The sequence below is a fragment of the Neomegalonema perideroedes DSM 15528 genome (assembly GCF_000374145.1).
Taxonomy (GTDB): domain Bacteria; phylum Pseudomonadota; class Alphaproteobacteria; order Rhodobacterales; family Rhodobacteraceae; genus Neomegalonema; species Neomegalonema perideroedes.
The window spans coordinates 330,221-347,506 of the sequence record NZ_KB893654.1 but is presented as its reverse complement, the minus strand read 5'-3'; the positions used below and the strand labels follow the sequence as shown (position 1 = coordinate 347,506).

Genomic DNA, 17,286 nt, shown 5'->3' with positions numbered 1-17,286 from the left:
CGCCGCCTTTCGCCAGACTCGCGCGCCCCATCCTTCCGCAGGCGGCGATTCTTTCGGAGGCTTGACGCGCCGCCCCCGGTCAGGCTTAGGCTGACGCGCATTCAGGGAGGCGCCGCGCTTGGGCTGGATCGACCGCTATTTCCTCGGGCGCCTGATGGGCCCCTTCGCCTTCTTCCTGCTCGTCTTGACGGCGGTGATCTGGCTCGCCCAGTCGCTGCGGGTGATCGACGTGGCGCTGAACTACGGCCAGAGCGCCCTCGTGCTGGTCGAGCTGGCCGCCTTTCTGCTGCCCAAGGCCATGGCGGTGGTGATTCCCGTGGCCGCGCTCGGCGCCACGCTCTACGCGCTGGAGCGCGCCATGAGCGACTCGGAGATCGCCGCGCTTTTCGCCGCAGGCGCCAGCCGCTTCAGAGCGGCGCGTCCGGCGCTCATCTTCGGCCTCGGCGTGACGGCGCTGCTTTACGTCAATTCGATCTGGATCGCGCCGCAATCGGCGCAGGCCCTGCGCAGCCGCACGGCGGAGGTTCAGACGGATCTCGCGGCGGCTTTGCTTCAGGACGGGCGCTTCCTCCATCCGGCGGAGGGCGTGACGGTCTATCTGCGCGAGGTCGGGCGCGGCGGCGAGACGCTCGGCGTCTTCGTCAACGACGCCCGCGATCCCGAGGCGCCCATGGCCTATCACGCCCGGCGCGGGGCGGTGGTGCGCGCCGAGGAGGGCCCGCGCCTCGTGATGTTCGACGGCGAGGCCCAGCGCGTGGACCGGGGGACCGGCGCCTTCTCGGTGCTGCGCTTCGACAAGCTGGCCTATGATCTTTCGGAATTCACCTCCTCGGACGAACCCCGCTCCATCCGCCCCGACGAGCGCGGCACGCTGGAACTGCTCTCCACGCCGCCGGATCTGGAAGGGCGGGCCCTCGGGCGCTGGGTCGCGGAGGCGCATGAAAGGCTCGCCACGCCGCTGTACGGGCTGGCTCTGCCTCTGGTCGCGGCGGCGGCGCTCATGGCCGGGCCCTTCAGCCGGCGCGGCTACGGCGCGCGGGCGGCGGCGGGGGCTTTGATCGGCGGCGGCCTGAGGCTGGCGGGGCTGGCCGCGAAAAACGCCGTGATCTCCACGCCGGGGCTCTGGGCGCTGCAATATCTGCCGCCGCTGCTCGGAATCCTCGGGGCTATGGCGCTGCTGTCGTGGAGCGGCTTCGGCTTCCGCAAACCGGGGCTCGCGCCGCCGAGCCGCCCGCAATCCGGGGAGTCCCGCGCATGATCGGCGTCTTCGCCCGCTACGAGGCCCGGCGTTTGGCGGGCGCCTTCCTCATCGCCACGCTGATCGTCTTCGCGCTGATCTGCACGGTGAACCTCATCGAGCTGCTGCGGCGCGGCGGCGGAGAAGGCGGACCCGGATTCGCGCGTCTGGCGGCCATGGCGGCCCTTCAGACGCCCTCCGTCATGCGCAAGACCTTTCCCTTCATCATGCTGCTGGCGGCGCTCTGGACCTATATGGCCCTCGCGCGGCGCAGCGAGATCACGGCGGCCATGGCGGCGGGCATGAGCTTCTGGCGCGTGGCGGCGCCGGGGGCTCTGGCGGCGGGGCTCTTCGGAGCCTTCGCGGCGGGGGGCTTCGATCCTCTGGCGGCGGCGGCGCTCGACCGCTTCGACCGCATGGAGGGCCGTTATTTCGAGGGCCGCGAGAGCCTGCTCTCCTTTTCGGAGGAAGGGCTCTGGCTGCGCGAGGCCCGCCCCGACGGCGGCCAGACCGTGATTCAGGCCCGTCAGGCCGATTCCGGGGGCGCGCGGCTCGGAGAGGCGACCTTCTTCGAATTCGATTCGCAGGACCGCTTCCTGCGCCGCCTCGACGCGGAGGAGGCCCGGCTCGCAGGCGGCTTCTGGCGTCTGAGCGAAGCCTCGATCCTCGGCGAGGTGCGGGGCGATCCTCTGGCCTCCGCCGAAATGACCCATGAATCCGCCCTCGATCTGCCGACCCACCTCACCCCGGACCGGATTCAGGAAGGCTTCTCCTCGCCGGAGGCGACCTCCATCTGGCGTCTGCCGCGCTTCATCCGCGATCTGGAGGCGGCGGGATTCTCGGCCCGGCGGCATAAGACCCATTTCTACGCCACCCTCGCCAGCCCCCTGATGTTCGCCGCCATGGCGGTGATCGCGGCGGCCTTCGCGGCGCGGCCGCCCCGGCTCACCTCTTATGGTCTGGCGGCGGCGGGTTGCGCGATCACGGGTTTCGCCCTTTATTTCCTCGGCGACGTGGCTCTGGCGCTCGGCGGCTCCGGCGAGGCGCCGGCTCTGCTGGCCGCCGTGGCGCCTTCGCTCAGCGCCGCCTTGGCGGCTGCGGCCCTCGCCGCCTATTTGCAGGGAAGCTAAATGCGCGCAGCCTTCCTTTGGAGATCGGCCCCGGGGGGATTCCGGCGGGGCGCGCTCTGCGCGGCGGCGGCGCTGGCGACGGTCGTCGCGGCTCCGGCCGCGGCGCAGCAGGCGGCTTCTCCCGAGCCCTCCGCGACCTTCCTCGAACGCTATCTGGGCGGATTGCAGGCCGAAGAGGACGCGCGGCTCTTCGTGACCGCCGATTCCCTGCTTTACGACACGAGGGGCGAAGCCGCCGCCGCCGAAGGCGCCGTCGAGGCGGTTTACGGCGGGCGGGCGCTGCGGGCCGACCGCCTGACCTACGACGCCCAAGCCGACCGCGTGAGCGCGGAAGGAAACGTGATCCTGCTCAACGACGATGGTTCGACGCTCTTCGCCGACGGCATGGATCTGGCGGCGGATCTCACCGACGGGCTTTTGACCAATCCCACGGCGCGCATCCTCGGGGGCGGGCTGGTGCGCGGCGTGGAGGCCCGGCGTCAGGGCGAGGTCATGGCGATCTCCAAAGCCGTCTACAGCCCCTGCGCCGATTGCCCTCCGGGAACGCGCGGGCCGCTCTGGAGCATCCGCGCCCGGCGGGCGGCGCTCGACGAAGCCTCCCGCGACGTGGTTTACGAAGGCGCGAGCTTCCAGTTCCTCGACCACACCGTCGCGGCGGTCCCATGGTTCCGCCACCCCGACCCCAGCGTGAAGCGGCGCACGGGCTTCCTCGCGCCCCGGCTCGGCTGGAGCAAGGAGATCGGCGTTCAGGTCAAGACCCCCTTCTTCTGGGAGATCCGCCCGGATCTGGATCTCACCCTCACGCCTTATCTCGTCAGCGCCGACGGCCTGATTCTCGAAAGCGAATTGCGCGGGCTGACCGAGACCGGCGCCTATAGCCTCGGCGGCAGTTTGGGGAACGTCGCGCCCAACGCCAACGGCGAGCGCTGGCGCGGCCATATCGATTCCGAAGGGCGCTTCGGCCTCTCCGAGGCCCTCGCCTGGGGCTTCGACGTGAATCTCGCCTCGGACGACACTTATCTGCGCCGCTACGACTTCACCGACACCGACCGCCTGACCTCGCGGATCTATCTCGACCGCCAGACGGAAAGCTCCTACGCCGAGCTGAACGCCTATCACTTCCAGAGCTTCCGCCCCGAAGAGGCCAGCGCGACGATTCCGCTGGTGCTGCCCGAATTGCGCGCCCGGCGCACGGTGCTGGCCGATCCGCGATGGGGCTTCGTCGAGACGGAGGCCTCGCTGCTCGGGCTGACCCGCCGCGAGGGGCGCGACGTGGCGCGCGCGGCGGCGGGGGTCTCTTGGGAGCGGCCCTTCACGCTGGATTTCGGCCTGCGCGCCACGCCCTTCGCCACGGCCCGCGCCGTGGGCTACGGCCAGCACGACCAGCCCGTCGGAGACCCCGAATGGGCGGGCCGCATCGACGCCGCCGCAGGTCTGGATCTGCGCTGGCCCTTCGTGGCGCGGCGGGCCTCGGGGGTGCATGTGGTCGAGCCCATCGCGCAAATCGTCTTCTCGCCCGACACCGGGGCCCTGCGCACCCCCAACGAGGACAGCCTCGACCTCGAATTCGACGAGACCACCTTGTTTTCGGCGGTCTCGCGCTTTCCCGGCGTGGACCGCTGGGAGGGCGGGACGCGCGCCAATCTCGGCGTCCGCTACGACTTCACGGCGCCCACGGGCGAGTCCTTCGAGGCGGCTTACGGGCGCGTCTTCCGTCTGGAGCCCGATCCGGCCTTCAGCACGGCCTCGGGCCTGCGCGACCGGGCTTCGGATCATGTGGCCATGGTGCGGCTGGCGCTGCCCGATTACGGATTGGAGGCGCTCGGGCGCGTGCGGCTCGACGAGCATGATTTTTCGCTCCGGCGCGGCGAGCTTTACGCTTCGGCCGATTATGGGCCGGTGGCGCTGGAGGCGTCTTACGTCACGCTGGACGCCGATCCCGAAGCAGGATCTCCTGAAAGGCGTTCCGAATTGGGTCTGGCGGCCGAATGGCGCATGGATCCTTATTGGACGCTTTACGCCAGCGGCGTGCGCGATCTTCAAAACGAGGATTTAATTCGCACAGGCGGCGGATTGCGCTATGAAGACCCGTGGCTCCTCTTCGACGCCTCCGTCTCGCGACGCTACACCACGGATCGCGACGCGGAGGACGACCTCACCTTCGGATTGCGGGCCCAGTTGAAATTCCCGGGCGGCTGAGCCGTCCGGTTTCGGATTCGTCCGCGCCGCCCCGCCCGCGCATCGGGAGAGGGCCGCGCCTCTCCATGAGGTTCGACGCCATGAGCTTCCTCCTCCTCCGCGCCTCCCGTCGCGCGCCTCGTCGCGTCCTGCGTCGGCCCTTCGCTCTCGGCGCTCTGGCTGCGGGGCTGGCCGTCCTCGGCGGCGCCCCGGACGGACGCGCCCAAAGCGCGCTCGCGCCCTTCGACTTCCCCGCCACGACGCCGACCGCCCCCGCGCCCGTTCAGGCTCTTGCGGCTCCGGCTCCCGTCGTTCAGGCGGCGCCTCAGATCCCGCCCGCCGCGACCCCTTACGCCGAGCCCCCGGCCTACGCCGCGCAATTGCCCTACGCCCCGACCGGAGCGGCGGCTCCGGCGCCCCGCCCCGAAGGCTGGCGCGGAGTCGTGACCACGGAGACGGGATTCTCCGCTCCCGCGCAGACGGCGCTTCAGGGAACGGGCTTCTCCGCCCCGGTTCAGGCGGCGATTCCTCAGGCGGCGGCTCCTCAGGCCGCGCAGATCCGCCCCGCCGCCCTCGCGACGCCCACCACCCCCGCCGCCGCGCCGATCTATGATCCGGCGCCTCAGGCGGTCATGCGCGCGCCGGTTCAGGCCGCGCCGAGCATGCAAAGCGCGCCGGCGCGGGTTCTTCCGCCCGCGCCGCCCGTCTCCAGCGCCCGGCCCGCCGCCGCGCCTTCGGGATCGGCGGGCGCCAACATCTTCACCCCCGTCGCGACGGTGAACGACCGCGTGATCACCCGCTTCGACGTCGAGCAGCGCGCGCGCATCCTCGCCGCCGCCGACGAAGCTTCGGGCGTTTCTCCGGCCGCGCTGCTCAACGAGGCCCTGCAAAGCCTCGTGGACGATCAGGTCAAGGTTCAGGCCGCCAAGGCCGCCGGACTCGAGGCCAATCCGGAGGCTCTGCGCCGCGGCCTCGGCGAGGTGGCGGAGCAAAACGGCATGTCGCTCGACGCCATGCTCGCCTTCTTTCAGGCGCGCGGCGTGGCGCGGGCCTCGGTGGAGGCTCAGGTGACCTCTGAAATCGTCTGGCGCGAATATCTGCGCGCCCGCCACGGCTCGCGCATCGAGCCGACGGATCTCGAAATCGCGACCGCCGCCGCCGCCGATCCCAGCCGCTCGCGCGATCAGATCCGCTCGCGCATCGTGGCCGAGCGGGCGAATCTGACGTCGCGTTCGGCTTTGCAGGAGCTGCGCCGCCGCGCCGTCATCGAGATGAAGACCAATTGAGCCCTCCGCTCGCTCTGACGATGGGCGATCCCGCCGGAATCGGCGGCGAGATCGCCGTGAAGGCTTGGCGCGCCCTGCGGGAGACGGGCCCGGCCTTCCTCGCGCTGGACGATCCGGCGCGGCTGGCGGCCTTCGGAGAACCGGTTAAGGTCGTCGCCTCGCCGGAGGAGGCCCTCGCGGCCTTCCCGGAGGCCCTGCCGGTCCTGCCTCTGGCTCTGGCGGCCCCCGCCGAGCCCGGGCGCCCCCATCCCGCCAACGCCGCCGTGGTGGTCGAATCCATCCGGCGCGGGGCGGAGATGGCCATGGCCGGGCGCGTCGCGGGGCTGGTCACCAATCCGATCCATAAGAAGACGCTCTATGACGGCGCCTCTTTCGGCTTCCCCGGACATACCGAATATCTCGCCCATCTGGCGGGCGGGCCTCCGGTGGTCATGCTGCTGGCGGGGCCGCAGTTGAAAGTCGCGCCGGTCACGATCCATATCGCGCTCGCGGAGGTTCCCAAGCGCCTGACCCGCGAGATGATCGCGACCACGGGCCGGGTTCTCGCCGAGGGCCTGCGCCGCGATTTCGGCATATCTTCGCCAAGACTCGCCGTGGCGGGGCTCAATCCCCACGCCGGAGAAGGCGGCGCCATGGGCCGCGAGGACATCGAGATCGTCGCGCCCGCCGTCGCGGATCTGCGCGCCCTCGGAATCGAGGTCCGCGGCCCCCTGCCCGCCGACACCATGTTTCACGCCGCCGCCCGCCAGCGTTACGACGCGGCGCTCTGCATGTATCACGATCAGGCGCTGATCCCCATCAAGACGCTGGATTTCGACCAAGGCGTGAACGTGACTTTGGGCCTCGGCTTCGTCCGGACCTCGCCCGACCACGGGACCGCCTATGACATCGCCGGACGCGGACTCGCCGATCCGGGCAGCCTGATCGCGGCTCTGCGCATGGCCGCCGAGATGGCGGCTCGCCGCGCCTCCTGAACGCGGCGCGGCGCCCTCTTGCCAAAGCGCGCGCGCTTTGCGACAAGCGCCGCATGATCCGCCATATCGTCTTTTTCTCCGCCAAAGATCCCGCCGAGGCTCAGCGCATCCGCGACGAGCTGCGCGCGCGTCTGGGCGTGATTCCCCACAGCGATCATTTCGAGGTCGAGCTGAACGCCAAGCGCGACGGCTACGCCAACGACATCGACGTGGTGGTCTACGCCGAATTCGCCGATTTCGCGGCTCTGGCCGCCTATAAGGCCGATCCGCGTTATTCGGCCTGCACCGCCGTGGTGAAGCCTCTGCGCGAATTGCGCTTCGCCGTCGATTACGAGGCCGCGCAGGCGCGCGCCTGACCCCATCCGCCATATCGAAGGAGCCCGCGCATGACGGAGAGCCCCCATCGCGGAGACGACCAGATCCTGCCCTTTCAGCTCGACCGGCTCGCGGTGCGCGGGCGTCTGGCGCGGCTGGACGCCTCCATCGACCGGATTCTCACTCAGCACGCCTATCCGGCGGCGATCTCCGGCCTGCTGGCCGAGGCCGCGGTTCTGGCGGCGCTGATCGGCTCGGCGATTCAGCCGCGCCGCCGATTCTCGCTTCAGATCCGGGGGGCGGGCTCGGTGCGCCTGATCGCGGCCGACTACATGGCCCCCGAAACCGAGGGCGGGCCGCCGCGTCTGCGCGCCTACGCCGATTTCGATCCGCAGAACCCCCCGCCCGAAGACGCCCGCGACGGCTTCCCCCTGCTCGGCAAAGGCTTCTTCGGCGTGCTGGTGGACCAAGGGACCGGACAGCCCTATCAGGGGATCACGCCGCTGGAGGGCGAAAACCTCTCCGATTGCGCCGAGACCTATTTCGCCCAATCCGAACAAGTGGCGACCCGCTTCGCCATCGCGGCGGCCCAAGCTCAGGAGCCGGGCGAGGCGCCGGTCTGGCGCGCGGGCGGAATCATGATCCAACACATGCCCGCCCCCGGCGAGCATGTCCGCGAGGAGGCGCCGCCGCCGCAAACGCTCCCCGGCGAGCCGCTCCCGCTGATGAAGGCCGACAACGTGGCCGCGCTCAGCGGCGGGCTGGAGGATTGGCGCGCCGCCGCCTTCAAGCTCGGCACCGTGGAGCCCCATGAGCTTCTCGGGCCGCATGTCGCGCCGGAGGAGCTGCTTTTGCGGCTTTATCATGAGGATGAGCCGAGGGTCTTCTCCGCCCAGCCCGTGGAGTTCGGCTGCGCCTGCTCGGCGGAGAAGGTTTCGGCGGCTCTGGGCGTCTACGAGCCCGCCGAGATCGCCGACATGATCCTTGAGGATGGGCTCGTCGCGGCGGATTGCCAATTCTGCGGCGCCAAGTATAGATTTGATCCTCAAACGAAAACCGCCGTCCGCCTCTCCTGACCCCCTTCGGCGCGGGCGGCGAGGGCTGCGGCCCGCTCCGAGGATTCCGCATGAAGACCGGCGCCCCCCTTCCGATCTCCGCCCCCCGCTCCGGGGGAATTCATCGCCGCCGCGCGCTCGCGCTGCTGGCGGCGCCCGCGCTGCTGGCCGGATGCCAGACGAAGATTCTGCCGCCCTCGCCCTACGCCGAGGTGAACTTCCTGCCCGGCGTTTTGAATCTGCGCCTGACGGGCGTGCAGCTGGTGACGGCGCCCACCGTGGCCTCCGCCGCCGAGGATTTCCCCGTGCGCGTCGCCGATTTCGTGCGGCTCTGGTCTGAGCGGCGGCTGAGGACCATCGGCGGCGGCGCTTCGGGGCGTCTGGTGATCGACGAGGCGCGCGGCGCGAGCCAGGAGACGCCGCCCGGCCCGCTCGGCCCCGGCGAGCGCTTCGAGGCGGTGCTTCAGGCGCGTCTGGCCATCGACGAGAACGGCGCGGAGCGCGGTTTCGCCGGCGCCCGCGTCACGGCCGAAGGCCATTCGGACGGCCCCCTCACCCCCGCCGAGCGCACCAATCTGCAAAACCGCGTGGCGGCGCAATTGGCCGAGCGCTTCGACCTCGCCATGAGCGACGCCATCCGCACGCGGCTCGGGTCTTATCTGGCCTAGAGCGCTTTCCGATCCCATAGGGATCGTTCAACGCCCTAAGCTTTTATGCGGCCGCATTTTCGCGACGCGAAGCCTCGTCGGCTTCGCTGGAAAATGCTCTAACGCGCGAAGAAAGGAGCCGGAGCGCCGGAGCGCGCTCCGCGAAACCATGGGCCACCCGAATCTCAAGACCCGCAGCAAATTCCTCAGCCTCGTGCTGCGCCATGCGCCCGAGACCATCGGGCTGAAGCTCGACGCGCAGGGCTGGGCTCCGGTTCCCGAGCTGCTCGCGAAGATGAAGGCGGCGGGCCATAAGCTCTCCGCCGAGGATCTGCGCGAGATCGTCGAGACCAACGATAAGCGGCGCTTCACCCTCTCGGAGGACGGGCGGCGCATCCGCGCGGCTCAGGGGCATAGCGTGGAGGTGGATCTGGGCCTGCCCCCCGCCGAACCGCCCGAGATCCTGCATCACGGCACGGCGCGGGGCAATCTCGACTCCATCTTCGCCGAGGGGCTGAAGCCCGGCGCGCGGCGTCAGGTGCATCTCTCCCGCGACGCCGAGACCGCCCGCAAGGTCGGGACGCGCCATGGCAAGCCGGTCGTGCTGATCGTGGCGGCGGGCGCGATGCATCGGGCGGGGATCGTGTTTCAGCAGGCCGAAAACGGCGTCTGGCTGACGGATCATGTCCCGCCCGCACATCTGAGCTTCGCGGAGAGCGAGGATTAGCCTTCGGCGGGAGCTTCCGCGACGCCCTCCGTCGCGGCCTTGAAGCGCTCTTCGAATTCGCGGCGCAGCTCCCGCCGCAGAGCCGCCGCCCTATGCCGCCGCCGATCCACCTCGGAGACCGGCGCGAAGGAGGGGACTTCGGTCGGCTTGCCCTCGTCGTCCACCGCGATCATGGTGAAATAACAGGAATTGGTGTGACGCCTCAGGCCGCTGCGGATGTTCTCGGCCTCCACCCGCACGCCCACCTCCATGGAGGTGCGGCCCGTCGAATTGATCGCCGCGCGGAAGGTCACGAGTTCGCCGACGTGGATCGGCTCGCGGAAGATCACCTGATCCACCGAGAGCGTCACCGCGTAATGTTTGGAGTAGCGCGAGGCGCAGGCGAAGGCCACGCGGTCGAGCTGATTCAGCAAGGCTCCGCCATGGACCTTGCCGCTGAAATTGGCCATGTCGGGCGTCATGAGGACGACCATCTCGACATGGCGCAGATCTCTGGCTTCCTCAGGCATGGGCTGGCTCCTCGCTGGCGGCTGCTTCCGGTCTCCCAGAATTAGCCGCCGCGAGGCCCGGCCGACAAGCCTCAGCTCAGGGCTTCGTCGCAGCGCCGGCAGAGGTCGTCATGATGGGGCTGAGCGCCCACCTCCGGCGTGACGCGCCAGCAGCGGGCGCATTTGCCGCCCTCCGCCTTGACGAAGACCGCCTCCACGCCCGGAACCTCGCTGAGGCTGAAGGCCTCGGGCGAGCCGGAGCCCTCTTCGAGCTTCAGATCCGAAGCGATGCAGATTTCCGCGAAATCCACCGCCCGCAGCGCGGCCAGAAGCTCGGGATCCGAGACGCGCACCACCGGCGCCGCCTCCAGAGAAGCGCCGATGAGCTTTTCGCGGCGGGCGATCTCCAGAGCGCCCGTCACGACGCGGCGAGCCTCGCGGATCTTCTCCCAACGCGCCGCAAGCTCCGGGTCGAGCCATGAGGCGGGCGTCTCCGGGATGGTCTGGAGATGCACGCTCTGATCCTCGCCGGGATAGCGCGAGAGCCAGACGTCCTCCGTCGTGAAACAGAGGATCGGCGAAAGCCAGGTCGTCAGGCGATGGAAGAGGATGTCCATCACCGTGCGGCAGGCCCGGCGGCGCAGGCTCGACGGGGGATCGCAATACAGCGCGTCCTTGCGGATGTCGAAATAAACCGCCGAGAGATCCGTCGTGCAGAAATTGAAGATCTGCGCGAAGACCTTCTGGAATTCATAGGCCTCGTAGCCCTTGCGGACCACCTGATCCAGCTCGGCGAGGCGATGGAGGATCCAGCGCTCAAGCTCGGGCATGTCCTTCGGCTCGACGCGCTCGGATTCGTCGAAGCCCGCCAGAGCCCCCAGCATATAGCGCAGGGTGTTGCGCAGACGCCGATAGGAATCCGCCACGCCCTGAAGAATCTTCGGGCCGATGCGCTGATCCTCGGTGAAGTCGGTCTGCGCGATCCAGAGCCGCAGGATGTCGGCGCCCAGATCCTTGATGACGTTCTGAGGCGCCACGGTGTTGCCGACGGATTTGGACATTTTCTGTCCTTTCTCGTCGAGCGTGAAGCCATGGGTCAGCACGCCTTCGTAAGGCGCGCGGCCGCGCGTGGCCGAGGCCTCCAGAAGGCTCGACTGGAACCAGCCGCGATGCTGGTCGGTGCCTTCGAGATACAGCGAGGCGGGCCAGATCCCGTCCGGCCGGTCCTCCATGACGAAGGCGTGGGTGGAGCCGGAATCGAACCAGACGTCGAGGATGTCGACGACCTGCGTCCATTGGTCGGCGTCGGGCCGCCCGGCGAGGAAGCGCGCGGCGGCGCCCTCGGCGAACCAAGCGTCGGCGCCCTCGACCTCGAAGGCCGCGAGGATGCGGGCGTTGACCGCTTCGTCGCGCAGAAGCTCGACCTTGACCACGCCTTCCACGACGCTCTCGCGCATGAAGCAGCAGAGCGGAACGCCCCAAGCTCTTTGCCGCGAAAGCACCCAATCGGGGCGGGTCTCGATCATGCCGCGCATGCGGTTATAGGCGCTTTTGGGCGTCCACTGGACGTCCTCGGCGATGGTCTTCAGCGCGCGCTGACGGAGCGTCAGACCCGCCTGCGGGGTGGCGTCGTGGATGGCCTGATCCATCGCCACGAACCATTGCGGCGTGTTGCGGTAGATCACCGGAGCCTTCGAGCGCCAGCTATGGGGATAGCTGTGCTTGATGCGGCCCCGCGCCATGAGCTTGCCCGATTCCGCCAGCTTCTCCAGCACGGCGTCATTGGCTTTTCCGTCTTTGCCGTTGGGCTCAAGGATGCGCAGCCCCGCGAAGAAAGGCACATGCGGCGCGAAGGCGGAATCCTCCAGCACGTTATAGGTGATGCGGTCGAGCATCTTATTCTCGGCGAAGAGTTCGAAATCCTCCTCGCCGTGGCTGGGGGCGTTATGCACGAAGCCCGTGCCCGCGTCGGAGGTCACGAAGCCGCCCGCCAGCATGGGGACTTCGTAATCCCAGAAGCGTTCGGCCCAAGGCTCGCCGCGGAAGGGATGCCCAAGGATCGCGCCCTCGAAATCCGCCGGGGTGAGGTCATAGAGGCGCCGCCACTCGCCCACGCGGGCGGCGGTCAGAGCGTCTTCGGCGAGATCATCGGCGAGGGCCAGCTTGGCCCCGACCTTCACCCAATTGTCTTCCGGGGCCTCCGTGACTTCATAGAGGCCGTAATTGATCTCCGGACCATAGGAGACGCCGCGATTGCTCGGGATGGTCCAGGGGGTGGTCGTCCAGATCACGACGTCGGCGCCCGAGAGCGCGCCCGTCGGAGCGCTGACCACCGGGAAACGCACATGGATCGTCGGCGACACGCGGTCATGATATTCGACCTCGGCGTCGGCGAGGGCGGTCTTCTCCACCGGCGACCACATCACCGGCTTGGAGCCGCGATACAACAGCCCGTTCATCACGAATTTCAGGAATTCCCGCGCGATGGTCGCTTCGGCGGAGAATTTCATCGTCGTGTAGGGGTCATCCCAATCGCCGATCACGCCGAGGCGCTTGAACTCCTCGCGCTGGACGTCGATCCATCCGGCGGCGAAATCGCGGCATTCCTGACGGAATTCATTGATCGGCACGGCGGATTTATCGAGCTTCTTCTCGCGGTATTTCTCCTCGATCTTCCACTCGATGGGCAGGCCGTGGCAATCCCAGCCGGGGACGTAGCGCGAGTCGTAGCCCAGAACCTGACGCGAGCGGACCACGAAATCCTTCAGCGTCTTGTTCAGCGCATGGCCGATATGGAGATGGCCGTTGGCGTAGGGAGGGCCGTCATGCAGCACCCAAGGCTGACGCCCCTTGGAAAGCTCGCGCAGGCGCTTATAGAGATCCATCTTCTCCCAGCGCGCCAGCCATTCCGGCTCGCGCTGAGGCAGGCCGCCCCGCATGGGGAATTCGGTCTCGGGGAGGAAGAGGGTGTCTTTATAATCGTGGTTCGGAGCTTTGGTCTCGGAAGTCATGTCAGGAATCCTGAAATCGCGAATGATCCGACGCCCGAGATTCTGAATCCGGGCGCGATGCGTCTCCCCGGCGCCTCGCCCTCAGGCGAAGGCCGGGCGGCTAATTCGCAGAACGCCCCGCCGAACCATGATCCGCTCCGTCATCTTTGAATCCGGCCGCTTCTAACAAGCGGCGGGCGTTTCTTCAACGCTCAGGAAGGCTTTTGCGGCCGCATCGCCAGAGCCACCCCCGCCGCCGCCAGCACGAATCCGAGCAGCGCCGTCGGGCCGAGGGTCTCGCCGAAGAGCGCCCAGCCCCAAAGCGCCGCCACCGGAGGCACCATGAAGAAGAGGCTCGTCGCCCGCGAGGCGGCGCCCGTCCTGAGCAATCGGTATAAAAGCGCGATGGCGCCGAAGGAGAGCGCCACCGCCAGCCAGAGCAAAGCGAAGACGAATTCGCCCGTCCATGTCACTTCGCGCGTCTCGAAGAGGAAGGCCAGCGCCAAGGCTCCGACGAGCGCCACGAGATATTGCGCCACCGCGCCGGAGCGCAGCGGCAGATTCGCGCCGTATTTCTTCTGCCAGAGCGTGCCGAAGGTCATGCAGGCCAGAGCGATCAGGCAAAGCCCGACGCCGCGCCAGTCGCCCACGCCCGCCGCGAGCTTATTGGAGACCACCAGCGCCACGCCCGCCAGCCCCAGAGCCAGCCCGAACCATTGCCCCTTATGCAGCCTCTCGCCGAGCATGGGCTTGGCGAGGATCGCCGAGAGGATCGGCTGAAGGCTCACGATCAGCGCCGAGACGCCCGATTCCAGCCCCAGATGAATCGCCGCGAAGACGCCGCCTAAATATCCGAGCTGCACCGTCAGGCCGATGATCGCCAGATGGCCCCATTGGCGCCGGGTGGGCCATGGCGCGCGGCTGAGCAAAGTCCAGAGCCCCATCCCCGCGATCACCACCGCGAAGCGCAGCGCGAGGAAGGTCATGGGCTCGGCGTAGGGGAGGCCGTATTTCGCCCCGACGAATCCCGTGCTCCAGAGCAGGACGAAGAGAATCGGCGCCATGGCGTCGAGCGTGAGAGGTCCGCGCATGGCGAGGCTCCGCGACATCTTCAACACATCAGCCGCCCGCTCAGCAGGCGCTCCGGGCGGAGAGGACAGGCTCGCCCGCCCCGGATTTCAGAGCCTTCGCCGATCCTGCCGGATCGCTCAAAGGCTCCGACTTCTTTTCGGGCCGCGCCATCAAGACGCGAAGCCTTCCGGCTTCGCCGGACGACGCTCTGGTCAGGTTTTCGGCGCGGGATCCCCGGCCGAACCCCCTTCGGCGGCCTCATCGGCGCCGCCCCCACCCTCGTCCTCATCCTCGCCCTCGTCGTCCCAAACGTCGTCCTCCTCCTGAGCGGCGGCGCGTCCGGCTTCGACGTCGCGGCGCACGCGCTCGTTCTGAAAGAGGCGGTCGGCCTCCTGCATGCGGTCGAAGGTCTTGTCGATGACGAATTTCACGTCCGGCGCGTATTTCAGCTGGACGTTCCGCGCCAGAGCCCGGCGAATCTCGCCGGAGTTCCGCCGCAGAGCCTTCAGCGCGCCCTCTTCGTCCTTGCCGCCTAGAGGCGCCACGAAGACGGTCGCGTTCTTCAGATCCGGCGAAGGCCGGACCTCGGTGAAAGTCAGATTGCGTCTGGTCAGGTCGGGGTCATGCAGATCGCCCCGCGCGAAGACTTCGGCCAGAGCGCGCCGCACGATCTCGCCCACGCGCAATTGCCGCTGGCTCGGACCCGCCGCGGGATCGGCTCCGCCGCCGCCCCTTTTTTGGCCTCTCACGCTCATGAGAAGATCCTTTCAGTGAAAAACGCCCCTCCCCGCAGGGGGGAGAGGCGAAAGCCGTCGGAGGCGGAGCCCGAAGGCTCCGGCCGGAGATTAAAGGCTCCGCTCGATGGTCTGCGTCTCGAAAAGCTCGATGACGTCGCGCTCGCGGAGATCCTGATAATTCTCGAAGGCCATGCCGCATTCCTGACCGGACTGGACTTCCTTCACCTCGTCCTTGAAGCGTTTGAGGGTCGAAAGCTTGCCGGTGTGGATCACGGTGTTGTCGCGCAGCAGGCGCACGCCCGCCGAACGACGCGCCACGCCGTCGGTCACGCGGCAGCCCGCCACCACGCCCACGTTCGAGATCTTGAAGACCTGAAGAACCTCGGCGTTGCCGATGATGGTTTCGCGCAGCTCCGGCGAGAGCAGGCCCGAGGCCGCTTTCTTCACATCGTCCACGATGTCGTAGATGATGGAGTAATAACGGATCTCGACGCCCTTTTGCGTCGCGGCGTCGCGGGCGGCGGCGTTGGCGCGGACGTTGAAGCCGATGATCGGCGCCCGGGAGGCGACGGCCATGGTGACGTCCGATTCCGTGATCGCGCCCACGCCCGACTGAAGCACGCGCACGCGCACCTCCTCGTTGCCGATCTTCTCCAGCGCCTGAGCGATGGCTTCGGCGGAGCCCTGCACGTCGGATTTGACGATGACGGCCAGCTCCTTGACGTTGGCGCTCGATCCGGCCTGAGCCAGAAGCTGGTCCAGCGACACGCGCGCGCCTTTGACGGCGGCGGTCTCGCGGGTCTTGTCCTGACGATAGGACGAGATCTCGCGGGCGCGGGTCTCGTTCTCGACCACCTGCAGCTTGTCGCCGGCTTCGGGCGCGCCGTTGAGGCCGAGGACCTCGACGGGCTCGGAGGGGCCGGCGAATTCGACGCGCTCGCCATGGTCGTTGATCAGGGCGCGCACCTTGCCCCACTGATCGCCCACCACGAAGATGTCGCCGACGCGCAGAGTGCCGCGCTGAACCAGAACCGTGGCCACAGGACCGCGGCCCACGTCGAGCTTGGCCTCGATCACGGCGCCGTCGGCGGCGCGGTCGGGGTTGGCGCGCAGATCGAGAACCTCGGCCTGAAGCAGGATCGTCTCGACGAGCTTGTCGAGGCCCTTGCCCGTCTTGGCCGAAACCTCGACGTTCAGGGTCTCGCCGCCCATCTCCTCGACCAGCACCTCATAGCGCAGCAGCTCCTCGCGGACCTTCTGAGCGTTGGCGGCGGGCTTGTCGATCTTGTTGATCGCCACGATCATCGGCACGCCGGCCGCTTTGGCGTGGCTGATCGCCTCGATGGTCTGCGGCATGACGGAATCGTCGGCCGCGACCACCAGAACCACGATGTCGGTGACCGAGGCGCCGCGGGCGCGCATCGAGGTGAAGGCCGCATGGCCCGGCGTGTCGAGGAAGGTCACCACGCCGCCGCTCGTGCGCACCTGATAGGCGCCGATGTGCTGCGTGATGCCGCCCGCCTCGCCCGAGACCACGTTGGTCTTGCGGAGCGCGTCGAGCAGAGAGGTCTTGCCGTGATCGACGTGGCCCATGATCGTGACCACGGGCGCGCGCGGCAGCAGAGCCTCCGCGACGTCGACCTCGCCCTCGATGCCCTCCTCGACGGCGGCGTCGGAGACGCGGAGCGGCGTATGGCCGAACTCCTCGACGATGATCTGGGCCGTGTCGGCGTCGATGGCCTGGGTGATGGTGGCCATCATGCCCATCTTCATCAGCGACTTGATCACGTCCACGCCGCGTTCGGCCATGCGGTTGGCCAGCTCCTGCACCGTGATGGCGTCAGGAATGCGGACCTCGCGCATGACTTTGGCGGGCTTCTCCATCGTCGCGCCTTTGCGGCGCTCGCGCTCCTGACGGCGACGCATCGCCGCCATGGACCGCTGACGTCCGCCCTCCTCGCCCGCGATGGCGCGGTCGAGCGAGAAATTGCCCTGACGGCGGTCGGATTCGCCCTTGCCGCGCGGAGACGCCTTGTCGGCGCGCTCGCGCTCCAGCTCGGCCTTGCTCTTGACGGGGGGCGCCTTGGCGAATTTCGAAGCCATGTCGGCGCGTCCGCCCAGACCCGGAACTTCCGGGCGGTCGGCGGCGCGGGAGATGAACTTCGGACCCGGCAGACGCGGCGTCAGATGGCTCAGGTCGCCCTGAGGACGCGGACCGCGGTCGCCGAAGCCGCCCGGACGATCTCCGGCCGGACGCGGCGGACGGTCGCCGTAAGGACGATCCCCGGCCGGACGCGGACCCCGGTCCTGATAGGGCGGGCGGTCGCCATAGGGGCGATCCCCGGCCGGACGCGGCGGACGGTCGCCGTAAGGAGGACGATCCCCGGCCGGACGCGGCGGACGATCGCCGTAAGGACGATCCCCGGCCGGACGCGGACCCCGGTCCTGATA

At 68.7% G+C, this 17,286-nt stretch carries 13 protein-coding genes and 1 pseudogene; 9 read left to right on the top strand and 5 right to left on the bottom strand.

What is annotated here, in order from left to right:
• Window positions 1–118: 118 nt before the first annotated feature.
• The 9 genes from lptF (at window position 119) to B161_RS0108705 (ending at window position 9,549) form a co-directional block, all read left to right on the top strand.
• Window positions 119–1,258, top strand: a complete 1,140-nt coding sequence (gene lptF / locus B161_RS0108745; RefSeq protein ID WP_018633011.1) for an LPS export ABC transporter permease LptF — start codon at window positions 119–121, stop codon at window positions 1,256–1,258.
• Entirely contained in the window at window positions 1,255–2,367 is a 1,113-nt protein-coding gene (gene lptG / locus B161_RS0108740; protein WP_018633010.1) for an LPS export ABC transporter permease LptG, read from the top strand. Before lptF ends, lptG begins: the two co-directional genes overlap by 4 nt.
• The gene (locus tag B161_RS0108735) at window positions 2,368–4,566 is read left to right on the top strand and encodes an LPS-assembly protein LptD (protein WP_018633009.1); all 2,199 of its coding nucleotides are present in this window, start codon (window positions 2,368–2,370) and stop codon (window positions 4,564–4,566) included. It abuts the gene before it with no gap.
• Between the two features lie 80 nt (window positions 4,567–4,646).
• Window positions 4,647–5,831, top strand: coding sequence for a SurA N-terminal domain-containing protein (locus B161_RS0108730; protein WP_157755589.1), 1,185 nt, complete (start codon window positions 4,647–4,649; stop codon window positions 5,829–5,831).
• Window positions 5,828–6,805 carry a 4-hydroxythreonine-4-phosphate dehydrogenase PdxA gene (gene pdxA, locus B161_RS0108725; protein ID WP_018633006.1) on the top strand — a complete coding sequence of 326 codons (978 nt, stop codon included), beginning with the start codon at window positions 5,828–5,830 and terminating at the stop codon, window positions 6,803–6,805. The genes B161_RS0108730 and pdxA overlap by 4 nt, the downstream gene beginning before the upstream one ends.
• Window positions 6,806–6,858: 53 nt before the next feature.
• Window positions 6,859–7,161: a Dabb family protein gene (locus tag B161_RS0108720; protein ID WP_018633004.1), complete on the top strand. Its 303-nt coding sequence runs from the start codon at window positions 6,859–6,861 to the stop codon at window positions 7,159–7,161.
• Window positions 7,162–7,191: 30 nt separating this feature from the next.
• Entirely contained in the window at window positions 7,192–8,196 is a 1,005-nt protein-coding gene (gene hslO, locus B161_RS0108715) for an Hsp33 family molecular chaperone HslO (protein WP_018633002.1), read from the top strand.
• Window positions 8,197–8,246: 50 nt separating this feature from the next.
• The gene (locus B161_RS0108710; protein ID WP_018633000.1) at window positions 8,247–8,843 is read left to right on the top strand and encodes a hypothetical protein; all 597 of its coding nucleotides are present in this window, start codon (window positions 8,247–8,249) and stop codon (window positions 8,841–8,843) included.
• Between the two features lie 148 nt (window positions 8,844–8,991).
• Entirely contained in the window at window positions 8,992–9,549 is a 558-nt protein-coding gene (locus tag B161_RS0108705; protein WP_018632999.1) for an RNA 2'-phosphotransferase, read from the top strand.
• Here the strand turns inward: B161_RS0108705 and B161_RS0108700 are convergent.
• From B161_RS0108700 to infB, 5 genes and pseudogenes are all read right to left on the bottom strand, one after another.
• On the bottom strand, window positions 9,546–10,058 hold the full coding sequence (locus B161_RS0108700) for an acyl-CoA thioesterase (protein ID WP_018632997.1): 513 nt from the start codon (window positions 10,056–10,058) through the stop codon (window positions 9,546–9,548). The two genes, B161_RS0108705 and B161_RS0108700, sit on opposite strands and share 4 nt — an antisense overlap.
• A 71-nt stretch (window positions 10,059–10,129) precedes the next feature.
• On the bottom strand, window positions 10,130–13,048 hold the full coding sequence (gene ileS, locus B161_RS0108695) for an isoleucine--tRNA ligase (protein ID WP_018632994.1): 2,919 nt from the start codon (window positions 13,046–13,048) through the stop codon (window positions 10,130–10,132).
• A 191-nt stretch (window positions 13,049–13,239) separates the two neighbouring features.
• The gene (locus B161_RS0108690; RefSeq protein WP_018632992.1) at window positions 13,240–14,118 is read right to left on the bottom strand and encodes a DMT family transporter; all 879 of its coding nucleotides are present in this window, start codon (window positions 14,116–14,118) and stop codon (window positions 13,240–13,242) included.
• A 297-nt stretch (window positions 14,119–14,415) separates the two neighbouring features.
• Window positions 14,416–14,853, bottom strand: a pseudogene (rbfA, locus tag B161_RS17490) (30S ribosome-binding factor RbfA); the annotation flags it as partial.
• A 90-nt stretch (window positions 14,854–14,943) separates the two neighbouring features.
• The coding region (gene infB, locus B161_RS19605; protein WP_205619237.1) for a translation initiation factor IF-2 at window positions 14,944–17,286 on the bottom strand (2,343 nt) is incomplete at its 5' end.

What these genes read in the sequence shown, in the direction of transcription:
- lptG (WP_018633010.1), top strand. Translation starts at nt 1,255, where the DNA reads ATGATCGGCGTCTTCGCCCGCTACGAGGCCCGGCGTTTGGCGGGCGCC.
- B161_RS0108735 (WP_018633009.1), top strand. Translation starts at nt 2,368, where the DNA reads ATGCGCGCAGCCTTCCTTTGGAGATCGGCCCCGGGGGGATTCCGGCGG.
- B161_RS0108730 (WP_157755589.1), top strand. Translation starts at nt 4,647, where the DNA reads ATGAGCTTCCTCCTCCTCCGCGCCTCCCGTCGCGCGCCTCGTCGCGTC.
- B161_RS0108720 (WP_018633004.1), top strand. Translation starts at nt 6,859, where the DNA reads ATGATCCGCCATATCGTCTTTTTCTCCGCCAAAGATCCCGCCGAGGCT.
- hslO (WP_018633002.1), top strand. Translation starts at nt 7,192, where the DNA reads ATGACGGAGAGCCCCCATCGCGGAGACGACCAGATCCTGCCCTTTCAG.
- B161_RS0108710 (WP_018633000.1), top strand. Translation starts at nt 8,247, where the DNA reads ATGAAGACCGGCGCCCCCCTTCCGATCTCCGCCCCCCGCTCCGGGGGA.
- B161_RS0108705 (WP_018632999.1), top strand. Translation starts at nt 8,992, where the DNA reads ATGGGCCACCCGAATCTCAAGACCCGCAGCAAATTCCTCAGCCTCGTG.
- B161_RS0108700 (WP_018632997.1), bottom strand. Translation starts at nt 10,058, where the DNA reads ATGCCTGAGGAAGCCAGAGATCTGCGCCATGTCGAGATGGTCGTCCTC.
- ileS (WP_018632994.1), bottom strand. Translation starts at nt 13,048, where the DNA reads ATGACTTCCGAGACCAAAGCTCCGAACCACGATTATAAAGACACCCTC.
- B161_RS0108690 (WP_018632992.1), bottom strand. Translation starts at nt 14,118, where the DNA reads ATGCGCGGACCTCTCACGCTCGACGCCATGGCGCCGATTCTCTTCGTC.